This is a genomic window from Pseudoalteromonas sp. 3J6 (assembly GCF_903995135.1).
Taxonomy (GTDB): Bacteria; Pseudomonadota; Gammaproteobacteria; order Enterobacterales; family Alteromonadaceae; genus Pseudoalteromonas.
This window is the reverse complement of sequence record NZ_LR877185.1, coordinates 132,641-145,331: the sequence shown is the minus strand read 5'-3', so window position 1 is coordinate 145,331 and position 12,691 is coordinate 132,641. Positions and strand designations below refer to the sequence as shown.

At 39.9% G+C, this 12,691-nt stretch carries 10 protein-coding genes; 4 read left to right on the top strand and 6 right to left on the bottom strand.

From position 1 onward, the window contains the following. The 3 genes from P3J6_RS00615 to P3J6_RS00605 are packed head-to-tail and all read right to left on the bottom strand — an operon-like array spanning nucleotide 1 to nucleotide 3,701. A complete protein-coding gene (locus P3J6_RS00615) occupies nucleotides 1-1,011 on the bottom strand; it encodes a LacI family DNA-binding transcriptional regulator (protein WP_198521992.1) in 1,011 nt (336 codons plus the stop codon). An 11-nt stretch (nucleotides 1,012-1,022) separates the two neighbouring features. After that, on the bottom strand, nucleotides 1,023-2,351 hold the full coding sequence (locus P3J6_RS00610; protein WP_198521991.1) for a glycoside-pentoside-hexuronide (GPH):cation symporter: 1,329 nt from the start codon (nucleotides 2,349-2,351) through the stop codon (nucleotides 1,023-1,025). A gap of 15 nt (nucleotides 2,352-2,366) precedes the next feature. After that, complete coding sequence (locus P3J6_RS00605; protein ID WP_198521990.1) at nucleotides 2,367-3,701, bottom strand: GH1 family beta-glucosidase; 1,335 nt, start codon at nucleotides 3,699-3,701, stop codon at nucleotides 2,367-2,369. 252 nt (nucleotides 3,702-3,953) lie between these two features. Between P3J6_RS00605 and P3J6_RS00600 the strand changes: the two genes are divergently transcribed. From P3J6_RS00600 to P3J6_RS00590, 3 genes are all read left to right on the top strand, one after another. Beyond that, nucleotides 3,954-5,219 carry a sugar MFS transporter gene (locus P3J6_RS00600; RefSeq protein ID WP_198521989.1) on the top strand — a complete coding sequence of 422 codons (1,266 nt, stop codon included), beginning with the start codon at nucleotides 3,954-3,956 and terminating at the stop codon, nucleotides 5,217-5,219. Between the two features lie 16 nt (nucleotides 5,220-5,235). Continuing rightward, nucleotides 5,236-7,752, top strand: a complete 2,517-nt coding sequence (locus P3J6_RS00595; RefSeq protein WP_198521988.1) for a glycoside hydrolase family 3 protein — start codon at nucleotides 5,236-5,238, stop codon at nucleotides 7,750-7,752. Nucleotides 7,753-7,994: 242 nt separating this feature from the next. After that, nucleotides 7,995-8,621 carry a fumarylacetoacetate hydrolase family protein gene (locus P3J6_RS00590; RefSeq protein WP_198521987.1) on the top strand — a complete coding sequence of 209 codons (627 nt, stop codon included), beginning with the start codon at nucleotides 7,995-7,997 and terminating at the stop codon, nucleotides 8,619-8,621. On the opposite strand, the gene P3J6_RS00585 is transcribed toward P3J6_RS00590, so the two are convergent. The 3 genes from P3J6_RS00585 to P3J6_RS00575 all read right to left on the bottom strand — a co-directional run bounded on the left by P3J6_RS00585 (nucleotide 8,548) and on the right by P3J6_RS00575 (nucleotide 11,145). Beyond that, complete coding sequence (locus P3J6_RS00585; protein ID WP_198521986.1) at nucleotides 8,548-9,486, bottom strand: ABC transporter substrate-binding protein; 939 nt, start codon at nucleotides 9,484-9,486, stop codon at nucleotides 8,548-8,550. The two genes, P3J6_RS00590 and P3J6_RS00585, sit on opposite strands and share 74 nt — an antisense overlap. Before the next feature lie 162 nt (nucleotides 9,487-9,648). Beyond that, nucleotides 9,649-10,701: an aldo/keto reductase gene (locus tag P3J6_RS00580; RefSeq protein ID WP_198521985.1), complete on the bottom strand. Its 1,053-nt coding sequence runs from the start codon at nucleotides 10,699-10,701 to the stop codon at nucleotides 9,649-9,651. Nucleotides 10,702-10,713: 12 nt separating this feature from the next. Continuing rightward, entirely contained in the window at nucleotides 10,714-11,145 is a 432-nt protein-coding gene (locus tag P3J6_RS00575) for an acyl-CoA thioesterase (RefSeq protein WP_198521984.1), read from the bottom strand. A gap of 398 nt (nucleotides 11,146-11,543) precedes the next feature. On the opposite strand from P3J6_RS00575, the gene dinB reads away from it, so the two are divergent. After that, nucleotides 11,544-12,599, top strand: coding sequence for a DNA polymerase IV (gene dinB / locus P3J6_RS00570; RefSeq protein WP_198521983.1), 1,056 nt, complete (start codon nucleotides 11,544-11,546; stop codon nucleotides 12,597-12,599). The last annotated feature ends 92 nt before the right edge of the window (nucleotides 12,600-12,691 follow it).

The window sequence follows — 12,691 nt, the reverse complement described above, 5'->3', positions numbered from 1 at the left end:
TTACCTAGATGTTAAAGGTTTAACCACAGATTGGCGTATAACTAACTCGGGCTCAAATAATGTTTGAATAGGGTGTACGCTTTTTTGATAAACATGACTAAGTACCCACTGCGCTGCCACTTTACCCATCTCATCGATAGGATAGTTTATAGTGCTCAACGGAGGGTAAACGTGACGGGTAAAAAACACGTTATCGTAGCCAATAATTGAAAGCTGCGAAGGTAGTTGTATACCATGCTCTCTGGCACTCACCATGGCACCAGTGGCCATTTCGTCATTGGCACACACCAAGGCGGTAAAGGCGGGGTTGTTTTTATACAGTGTAGCGAAGCCTTCGGAGCCACTTTCTTCTACAAAGTCACCTTCAAATAAATTGTTTTCATCAAATTTAATGGCGAATTCAGCAAGCGCTTGTTTATGCCCATTTAAGCGTTCCTGAGCATCTTTTTTCCATAGTGGACCGCTAATATAGGCAATGTCTTTATGGCCCGATTCAATAATGTATTTAGTGGCTAAATAGCCACCTTTAGTATTATCAAGAATAATACAGCGGTCGGCGAGCTCTTCAATATAGCGGTTTAGCAAAACAAACGGGGTTTTGCCTTTACTGAGTTTTATTAAGTATTCATCACTAATAGCTTCAACATGCAAAATAAGTGCGTCGCAGTTACGGCTAATTAAAAATTCGATGCCTTGTTGCTCTCGCTCTGCGTCACTGTGGCCTGCGGTAATAATAACGTGTTTACCTTGGTTTCTTAGGGTGTTCTCTATACCGCTCATCATCGGCCCATAAAATGGACCCTTAAGCTCTGAAACTAACAAGCCCGCGCTATTAGAGCAATTAGAAGCCAGTGATTGCGCAATAGAGTTAGGGCGGTAGCCTAACTCTTCCATGGCTAAGGTGACTTTTTTTCTGGTTGCATCACTTACGTTTGCATTGTTGTTCATTACTCTTGAAACAGTGGCAAGTGACACCCCTGCAAGCTTTGACACTTCATAAATGGTGGCCATACTATTCCTTGCTACAAATTGCTTTTTTGTGTTAAATCGGCAGTGATTTTTTTAATGGTTTTATTGTCTAGGCTGTATTTACTCATTATTAATGCCACAAGTACACTACCAATCGCAGGGTAAAGTGTGAATGAGGTTAAAATACCATTTTTAGTTGCCTCGCTTAATTCCACATTGGCTTGATATTGATAATAAGCAAGTAACCAACCGGCAATCGCTCCGCCTAATGCAAGCCCCAATTTGATAAAAAATACGATGCTTGCGTAAACTAAACCCGTGAGTCGACGGCCATTCTGCCAGACTCCGTAATCAATAGTATCAGCCATTTTTGCCCATAATAAAGGCGTTGCCATTTGAGTGAAAAAACACCATAAAAAATACACCAAAAACGCTAGTAAAACGTGTTCATTAGGGATAAAAAAAGCAAGGCAGCTCAATATGGCGGAAATATATTGTAGATAAACATAAGCCACTTTTTTATCAAAGCGTTTACTTAAAGGTTGTGCGCAGGCGCAGCCTAGAATATTACCAATCATACCTAAGGTTACAAATTCGGTGATTAAATCTTCTTTGCCAAGAACATATTTTACATAGTAAATAGCCAATGTCGTGCGCAACACCATACTGGTCAATAATACCAGAGCCGCCATACACAAGATTTTAAACGGCTGATTTTGCCATAAAACGTGAAGTTGTGTTTTTAAAGATAATTTATGCGGTGGATTGCTCACTCGCTCTTTGGTGTAACGAAAACAAATTAGAAACAACACCACACCGAGGCAACTCATAACCAGCATAGTAAGTTGATAGCCCATTTCGTTATTACCATTACCAAACCATGTTACTAAAGGCAAAGTGCAGCTTGTAACCAATAAACCTCCGAGCATGCCAAACACAAACCGGTATGATTGAATAGAAACGCGTTCGTTAGGGTTGCTACTTAATACGCCGCCAAGTGCCGAATAAGGAATGTTTATTGCGGTATAAACTAACATTAGCAGGGTGTAGGTAACGAAGGCGTAAATAATTTTGTTGGCGTCATCCATCTCAGGGGTAGTAAAAGTAATCACGCTTATAACGGCAAAAGGGATGGCAAGCCAAAGTAGGTAGGGTCGGTAGCTACCGTATTTAGTATGAGTGGCATCAGTGAGTGCGCCCATTATTGGATCAGTTACTGCATCAATAACTCTAACTACTAAAAAAAGGGTGCCCACAACAGCAGGCGAAACACCAAAAATATCAGTGTAGAAAAAAGTTAAAAACAGCATTACGGTTTGAAAAATAATATTACTGGCCGTGTCACCTAGGCCGTAAGCTACTTTTTCTTTTTTACTCAGCATAAAAGCCACTCGTTATTATTTTTGGCGCTGTTTAAGAAAATCACGATACGCAATTGCGCTTTGTTTTAAGGTACGTTGTTGAGTTTGGTAGTCAACATAGACTAGCCCAAAGCGTTTTTCATAACCATAGGCCCATTCAAAATTATCCATTAAACTCCATGCAAAGTAGCCTTGTACATTAACGCCTTGCTCAACTGCATTATGAACGGCATTAAGATGGCTATGGTAATAATTGATACGTTGTATGTCATCTACTTTACCATTTATTAATATATCAGCCATCGCTGCGCCGTTCTCTGTTATATATACCTTAGGTAAAGTGTAACGATCATTTAGTGAAAGCAGTAATTCGCACAATCCCTGCGGATATATTTCCCAGCCCATATCTGTGGTGGCAACATTCTCTAAAGAAACTTCGCTAAACCAATGATCTGGAGTATTTTTGTAATGAATACGGGTATAGTAATTAACCCCTAAAAAATCGATCTTTTGGCTAATAATTGCCATATCTCCATCACTAATCTGTGGCTTTGCATCATTTGCAAGCTCATTAATCACTTCAGGGTAACAGCCCTCTAGTACTGCCCGTATATACCATTGGTTATGATAGTCATCAGCTAATTTAGCAGCGCGTTCATCAGCAGTGGTAAGCGGATAGGATGGGCTAAAGTTAAGTACTATACCGGCTTCTATCGTGGGGCAATTCTTACGTATCACTTGCATTGCGAGTCCATGGGCAAGCAGTAAGTGGTGCGCTGCTTGGCGTCCTGCTTTTTGACTTTTTATGCCTGGTGCATGTACCCCTATTTCATAGCCTAGGTAGGCACTACAAAAAGGCTCATTTAAGGTCGCATAAGAGTCAACTAAGCCCTCTAGTTGTTGAGTTACTATATGAGTGTAATGAGCGAATTGATACGCGGTATCGCGATTTAGCCAACCACCGTTGTCTTCTAAATGCTGTGGTAAATCCCAATGATATAAAGTGACATAAGTTTTAATGTTGCGCGCTTTTAAAGCTTGTAATAGCGATTTATAAAACGACATTCCTTGAATATTCAAGCTGCCATCTTGGTGTAAAACGCGTGGCCAAGAAATCGAAAGACGATAAGCGTCTACAGCTAAATCAGCAATCATTTGTACATCTTGTTGCCAATATTCAATGTGTTTACATGCTTGGTTGCCGTTACTGTTATCTGCAATGGTGTTTGGTTTGTTACAAAAAGTATCCCAAATACAGGGGAGGCGGGTATCGTAACTTCCCTCTATTTGAAAAGAGGCTGTAGCAACCCCAAAAATAAACGGCGGCTTTAAGAGGGCTGACGTGCCTGGTAAGGAGATTGTTTTAAACACAATGAGATACGTCCTTAAGCTTGCAAATAATAATGAGCTTTACAGTAGTTAGCTAAGCAATATAAATTGCATAATACAACAATGTAAGCGCTTACAATATTTTTGTAAATAAATTGATAAATTTTCTCTATATGCTATAAATGTAAGCGCTTACATTTGGTGTTGCAACTATTATCTGCATTTTAAGTTTTACTAAACGCAATAAAATAGAGGTAACAATCTGATAATTAAAAAATGATTAGAGATTATACTATGGCACATATCACACAGCCACTACCGGCAGCAGAAAACAGCCAAAAACCAGGGTCTACACACACCTTTGCGTTAACATCGCTTACGACCTTGTTTTTTATGTGGGGTTTTCTTACTTGCCTAAACGATATTTTAATTCCGTATTTAAAGGGAATGTTCTCCCTTAATTACACCCAAGCAATGTTGGTACAATTTTGTTTTTTTGGTGCCTACTTTGTTATGTCAATTCCTGCAGGGAAGCTGGTCAGTAAAATAGGTTACCAATTTGGTATTGTTGTTGGTTTGGTTGTTGCTGCGATAGGGTGTGCACTATTTTACCCCGCTGCAGAGGCACATGTTTACGAGCTATTTTTACTTGCTTTGTTTGTACTTGCTTCAGGGATCACTATTTTACAAGTCTCTGCCAACCCTTATGTAAGCGTATTAGGGCCTGCAAAAACAGCGTCTTCGCGCTTAACTATGACTCAAGCTTTTAACTCTTTAGGTACAACTGTTGCGCCATTGTTTGGTAGTTGGTTAATTTTGTCAGAAATTAGTCAAGCTACAGCAGAACAAGTTAAGTTTCCTTATTTAATGCTCAGTGCAAGTTTATTAACATTGGCGATTATTTTTGCTTTTTTAAAGTTACCTAAATTAGGTAAAGCGATTGACAGTGAAGCAGAAAACCAAGGTGACACTGAGTTTGTTGATTTAGGCAGTGTATGGAAATATCGTCACCTTATTTTAGGCGCGATTGGTATTTTTGTTTACGTAGGGGCTGAAGTGGCCATAGGTAGTTTTTTAGTTGGCTTTTTAACCCTTGATCATATTGCAGGCTTACCAGAGCAACAAGCAGCACATTACATTAGCTATTATTTTGCAGGTGCAATGATAGGGCGCTTTGCTGGCGCCGCGATTATGCAAAAATTAAACGCAGCCAAAGTATTAGCTTGTCACGGTATTTTAGCAGGCTTACTTGTGTTAATTGCTATGACGGGTCAAGGGTCACTGGCTATGTGGGCTATTTTATTAGTTGGATTATGTAACTCTATTATGTTTCCTACTATTTTTAGTTTAGCACTGCAGGGGCTTGGTAAATACACCTCGCAGGGTTCGGGTATTTTATGTTTAGCGATTGTTGGCGGTGCCATTATTCCGTTATTACAAGGTATGCTAGCTGATAACATAGGTGTGCAATTAGCTCTTATTTTGCCCATTGGTTGCTATTTATATATTACTTATTTCGCGCTGTTTGGTACTAAAAAAACAACGTCAACTCCTCTTTGAGTTTTAGGTGAATACTATGATTATTAAACGCACTTTTTCAATCACTGCGCTGATGCTAGCAGCAATAACCAGCAGCGGTTGTTCGCAACCCTCTAACAGTGCTAGTGATGCGACAAGCCCAAAAGAAATTTGGCCAACAATAGAAACAGGTATTAAAAGCGATGCTCAAATGGAGCAAAAAATCGCTGATATGCTAAAGAATATGACGCTAGAGCAAAAAATAGCGCAAATGATCCAACCTGAAATCCGTAATATCACGGTTGAAGATATGCGTAAGTATGGTTTTGGTTCTTACTTAAATGGTGGTGGTTCATTTCCAAACAATAATAAACATGCAACCCCTGAAGATTGGGTTAATTTAGCCGAAGAAATGTACCAAGCATCTATTGATGATTCTTTAGATAGCAGCACAATCCCTACAATGTGGGGCACTGATGCGGTACATGGACACAACAATGTTATTGGCGCGACCTTATTTCCGCATAATATTGGTTTAGGTGCTGCAAACAACCCTGCACTTATTGAAAAAATAGCCGCCGCTACTGCGCGAGAAGTAATGGTTACCGGTATAGATTGGGTATTTGCACCTACTGTTGCGGTGGTTCGTGATGACCGCTGGGGCCGTACTTACGAAGGGTACTCTGAGGACCCTGAAATAGTGAAAGCGTATTCCGCTTCTATCGTTAAAGGGTTGCAAGGCGCTGTTGATGAAGATTTTTTATCAGATACGCGAGTAGTTAGCACCGTTAAGCACTTTTTAGGTGATGGTGGTACTGTCAATGGCGACGATCAAGGTAATAATATCGCCTCTGAAGAAGAGTTATTTGCGCTTCATGCACAAGGTTATGTAGGTGGTTTGAGTGCAGGTGCGCAAACGGTTATGGCTTCGTTTAACAGCTGGCATGGCGATAAAATACACGGTAACAAATACTTATTAACCGATGTACTAAAAGAAAAAATGGGTTTTGATGGCTTTGTTGTTGGCGATTGGAATGGCCATGGACAAGTTAAAGGCTGTTCAAATAGTAACTGTGCTCAAGCTGCTAATGCAGGCTTAGACGTGTACATGGCGCCAGATGAGTGGAAACCACTATTTAGCAACTTGGTTAACCAAGCTAATAGCGGTGAAATTCCACTAAGCAGAATTAACGATGCGGTAGCGCGTATCCTACGCGTTAAAATGCGCGCAGGATTATTTGATAAACCAAGCCCCGCGAAGCGTCCTCTTTCTGGAAAAACTGAAATTATTGGTAGTAGCGATCACCGTGCAGTGGCTAAACAAGCTGTACGCGAGTCTCTAGTATTACTTAAAAATAAGCAGCAGTTACTGCCATTATCGCCTAAGACCAACGTATTAGTCGCAGGCATAGGGGCTGATAACATCGGCATGCAGTCGGGTGGTTGGAGCGTTACGTGGCAAGGAACAGGCAATACCAACAGTGACTTCCCTGGCGGCAGCTCTATTTACGCAGGTATTAAAGATACTGTAGAGCAAGCTGGTGGCAGTGCAATGCTGAGTGTTGAAGGGGAATACAAAGCACGCCCAGATGTAGCCATTGTGGTGTTTGGTGAGCAACCATATGCAGAGGGTAATGGTGATGTTGATAACCTAGAATACCAGCGCGGTAATAAAAGCGACTTAGCGCTACTGCGAAAGTTTAAAGATGCGGGAATCCCTGTTGTATCATTATTTATTAGCGGTCGCCCAATGTGGGTTAATGCTGAGCTAAATGCCAGTGATGCGTTTGTTGCTATTTGGCTTCCAGGCAGTGAAGGTGATGCAATTAGTGATGTATTGTTTAAAAATGCAGACGGTTCAATTAACCACGACTTTAAAGGAAAGTTATCGTTTTCATGGCCGAATAACCCAATCGACAATGAAAACCGCAACGACGAAGCTTATAGCCCATTACTTCCTTATGGTTTTGGCTTAACCTACGGTGATAGCAACGTACTTAAAGATGACTTGGTAGAGCAAACTCAACAGACTGAAAAACTGGATGATTTAGTATTGTTTGAGCGTGCAATTAAAGCACCATGGTCGTTGGTATTAAAAAGTGGCGAGCAACAAAAAACGGTGGCGAGCAGCCGCGAGTCATTAGGTGCTGTGAGCATCCAAACATTTGACAAAGAAGTGCAAGAAGATGCACGCGCCATTCGTTTTAATGGTCAAGCGTTGGCTGAGGTTAATTTAGCCGCGGCATTCCCATCTGACTTACGTTCATACGTTGAAAACAATGGCCAACTGCAAATGCAAATTAAAGTAGATAAAGGGGCAACAAGCCCGCTGTGGATTGCTATGGGTTGTGGCGAAAGTTGTCAGGGTAAGTTTGATATTACTGATAACCTTGAGCAATCAGGTCAATGGCAAACATTAAACATCAACTTAAGTTGTTTTGCAGAGCAGGGTGTTGATTTAGCACAAGTGTTCTCCCCTTGGCAGTTAAGCACGCAAGGTGATTGGCATGTATCTATTGCTAAGCTGGCTATTACATCAAATGCTGCCGAGCAAAGTAGTGTTACTTGTAAGTAGTCAATAACCTATTAACAAACATCAATAAGCAGGTACTAAACGTACCTGCTTATTGCTTTAAAACCGCGTATACAAAAACCTACCAAATTAGTCCCTTCTTACTTTTATTCCATTCTATGTGATTGATTATATTAAGCTCAATAGTTATCATAAAAACATAATAAAACTGCATTCGCTTTTGCATTAATAATTTGAGAGTATGCCAAAATATTAAAAGCGTTATGTAATTAACAGGTGAGAGAATGAATCAAATAAAACTGGCTTCGCAGAGCATACAACCTTCAAAAATAGTCTGTGTGGGGCGCAATTACAGTGCGCATATTGCTGAATTAAACAACGAACACCCTGAGCAAATGGTAATTTTTAATAAGCCTAATAGCGCGATCACCGATACCTTACTCTCTTCCCATAACGGTGATACGTTGCATTATGAAACTGAATTATGCTTTGTGATAAAAAATAAGCAGCTTGCAGGCGTAGGGATTGGACTTGATTTGACTAAGCGAGCTTTGCAAAGCAGTTTAAAAGAAAAGGGCTTGCCATGGGAACGTGCTAAAGCGTTCGATGGCTCAGCATTATTTAGTGATTTTATTGAGTTAACGCCAGAAATGACATCGTTTATATTTGAATTACATATTGATGGTAAAGTCATTCAGCACGGTGATACCCAGCTAATGTTGCATCAACCTGCGCAAATTCTGGCAGAGGTAAATGAGTTTATGGGTTTAGAAGAGGGCGATATTATTATGACCGGCACGCCTGCAGGCGTAGGGATGGTGAGCGCCGGGCGAGAGTTTAAAGTTGCTCTTTATTCTGACTCTGGTCAGCAGTGTTTATTGGAGCATCATTGGTCTGTGAATCAAAGTTAAGCACATATTGATTATAGGCTTTATTAAAGTCCTCAAAGTGTTCATTTAACCAGTATTGTTGATTATTTTTGTATTGCTCTGAGGTTAAAATATTGTTTTTTAGTACGTGATTAATCTTTTTAATTGCCATAGAAGCAAAATTATTTGGGGCATTAGTCGCACAACCAACGGCTATTGGAACTAATTTATTTTTATTTTGGGCAATCGGTAGGTTTACAATATTTGATTGATTGCCTTTGCTAAAGTGGCTAGTGATAAATGGGTAATCAAGCGAGTAATCTAAAGAGCCGTGTTTTAAGCGCTCCATTACAACACCACTTTCATTATCACTACTCCAGCTCATAGAAACATTAGAGTGAGTTAATGAGTTTTCAATAATATTGTTAATCTGCACAGAAAAACGACGCGCATCAGCTTGACCGTAAGTGAAGTTTTTATCAGCAAGTAAACCCACTAAGTTGATAGGATTACCATGCTTAGAGGTTAGTTCAGGTGCTTTTGCCGCGGTAGTTATGATGTTATGTGGGGGATAAACCGCTGTAGGTAATGAATATAAAAACTGTTTATTTGCACTGCGTTTGTAAATAGCGCATGGAAAACAAACGTTCCTGCCCTCATCTATATATTTATTAATCCGCTTTTGCGGTAAAACTAAGCGGGTGTGCTTCACGTCTTTTATATTATGCATTAGCTGCTGTGTTAAATCATCGCATAAGCCAAGCTGTTTTGTTTCTTTGCTTAAATGAAACGGGGGGGTCTTACTTTGTAACCATAAAATTTCTTCTATTGGCTTTGCTGTTTTACTATGACTGCAAGTAGCAAAAGTGACCAAAATGCCAAGACATAAAAAACGAAGTGATTGCATTACAAATAGATCTGCCTAGAAAATTTTTTGCGTATTATACTGGTAACGGCTAAAAAATAAACATAAAGAACAGCAAAGAATCAATATTATCGAATTGTACTTTTTCCTTGCTGTTCTTTTAACCTGTCAGGCTGCAGATCTTGTTCGGTGATTAAATCGCCCCTAGTATGGCATTGGGTTATTTCTAAATATGCTATCAATTGCTGATAACGCATCATCATTGAGAGTTAGCTCAAACGCATCAATGTCTTCTTTTAGCTGCGTCATAGTAGTGGCACCAATAATAGATGAGGTAACGCCATCCACTTGATTACACCACGCTAGCGCCAATTGTGCTGGTGTAATGTTGTGTTCATGTGCAAGTTCAACATACTCTTTGGTCGCCTTTTGTGATTGTGGCGTATCACGAAAAATACCGTTACGCTGCATAAATGTCCAGCGAGAGCCTTCAGGGCGCGCTCCATTGAGGTACTTACCCGTTAATAGCCCAGCAGCCAGAGGTGACCAAGGTAAATAAGCAATATCTTCATACACACATTGCTCTATTAAATAAGGCCAATCTTTCGCATGCGCTAAACTAAACTCATTTTGAATAGACACCATTTTTGGTAAGTTGTGCTCTTTGGCTAAATTTAAAAATTGGCTAATTCCCCACGGGGTGTCGTCAGAAAGTCCACAGTGTTTAATTTTACCCGCTTTAACACACACATCTAAGCCCTCTAAAATATCAAGCATGTCAGCGGTGTGTTGTTTTGCATCGACATCAGTAAATTTAAGCATGCCAGGCCATTGCCTTGCAAAATGAGGAGTGCGACGATTTGGCCAATGTAATTGGTATAAGTCAATATAGTCGGTTTGTAGGCGTTTTAGAGACTGATCAACTGCATCAATAACAGCTTGGCGAGTAATATCACCACCATCACGGATCCATGAAAGCCCATTACCGGCAATTTTAGTTGCAATAACAATGTCTTTTCGTTTCTGTGAATTACGTGCAACCCAATTCCCTATAATTTCCTCAGTTTTACCATAAGTATCGGGGGAGGGAGGAACTGCATACATTTCTGCCGTATCAATAAAGTTAACACCGCGGTCAAGAGCATAGGCTATCTGTTGGTCGGCATCATGCTGGTTGTTTTGTACTCCCCAAGTCATACTACCTAAACAGACCCTAGAAACACTAATATCACTACTGCCTAATTGACTATATTGCATTACTAATCCTAATTATTTGTTTTCTGAGTTTGCTTTTAAAGCCGATAACAAAGGTTCTGTGATCGTGGCTTTTTGCCCTGTTTTAAAGTCAAACATCACCACTTTTGACATGCCAGTGGTGGTTATCGCATTTTGCGCATGGCTAAATACACTGTAATTCATTACAAAGCGGTCAGATTTAATATCACTGATAGTAATACCTACGCTTAATGTGTCAGGAAACGTTACAGGGCGTTTGTAGCGAATATTATTTTCACTGATCACAGGGCCAGTGGCTTTAGCATTGATAGTATCAAATAAATTTAATTTATTTAAAAAATCGATTCTGGCTATTTCAAAATAACGAAGATAAACACAGTTATTAACATGCTGTAGGGCATCCATATCGCCCCACGCTACAGTAATGTCGGTATGAATAGAGTGTTGTTGTTTAAACGTTTCCATGTATTTATAGCTCTTGGTTTTAAAGTATTTAGATTAGCAACATGGTCGGATGAGCTCAAGGGAATTATAGTTGGCAAAAATGCTAGGGCTAAAATTGTACCTCCTTGAATTCATGACTATAGTAACTATTAACACACAAGGAGATAACGATGCAGAATATAATTAATTGGTTATTGGCATGCACTGTTTTTATAGCTTCGTTCACTTGTTACGCTATGGGTAATGAGGCAGGAGCGATTATTTTGATTTTACTAGGCTTTTCTTTAGAAGTACTATTTTGGATGTATTGCTTTAATAAGCCCAAGAAAAATAGGCGCTCTTTTTAAATAACAACAAGCTTGCTAATTAGTAGAGATTCCACAATAATAACTGTATAGATAAACAGTTGTTATTGTGTGATGAAAAAGTTTATTCATATAGACATGGACTGCTTTTATGCAGCCGTTGAGATGCGCGACAACCCCAAGCTTGCAAATGTACCGCTGGCAATTGGCGGTAACAGTCGCCGTGGAGTGCTCTCTACCGCTAATTATATTGCCAGAGAATATGGTGTGCGCTCTGCTATGTCTAACTATCATGCCAAACAGCTTTGCCCCGATTTAGTTATTGTGCCGGGGAGAATGGCTGTTTATAAACAAGTATCAACTCAAATCCGCGCTATATTTAACCGCTATACAGATCTTGTAGAGCCTCTTTCACTTGATGAAGCGTACCTAGATGTTACCGACAGTACTGCATTTAAAGGCAGTGCAACGTTAATTGCAGAGCAAATCCGCACCGATATTTTTAATACCACAGGGCTGACCGCTTCAGCGGGGATTGCGCCAATTAAATTTATAGCCAAAATTGCTAGCGATGAAAATAAACCCAATGGCCAATTTGTAGTATTGCCTGAGCAAGTTGACTCGTTTTTAGCCCAATTACCACTAGGTAAAATTCCAGGAGTGGGTAAGGTAACCTTGGAGAAGCTTAATTTAAAAGGGTTGTACATGGGCCAAGATGTTCGCGAAAAAGGGGCTAATTGGATGCAGCAACATGTGGGGAATTTTGGCGTGTCGTTATATCAAAAATGTATGGGGGAGCATATAGGGCGGGTTTCAACTGAGCGGATTCGTAAGTCATTGAGCGTGGAGCATACTTATGAATACAACAAAAATAGTCTTGATGAGTGCTTGGAGCAATTACCGCAACTGTTAGGTGAGCTCGAGGTTAGATTAAACAAACAGCAGCTACAAAATAAAATTAACAAGTTAAGTGTTAAAGTTAAATTTGCTAATTTTGTTGTGACCTCAGCAGATCAAGCGAATCATCAATTAAACACGGCTATTTTTAAAGAGTTACTCGCCAAAGCCTATCAACGCGGATTACAACAACCTGTGCGTTTATTAGGAATTGGTGTTGGTATTAAAAACCAACCAGAGCATAATTTACAGCTGAGTATTTTAGATGTATAAAAGCTGTAACTCTAGGTTGCCAGTAAGTATGCAGATTACCGCAGTTTACTGGTTATAAATTGCTAAATAAATAATAATAGGGGCTACGTTTT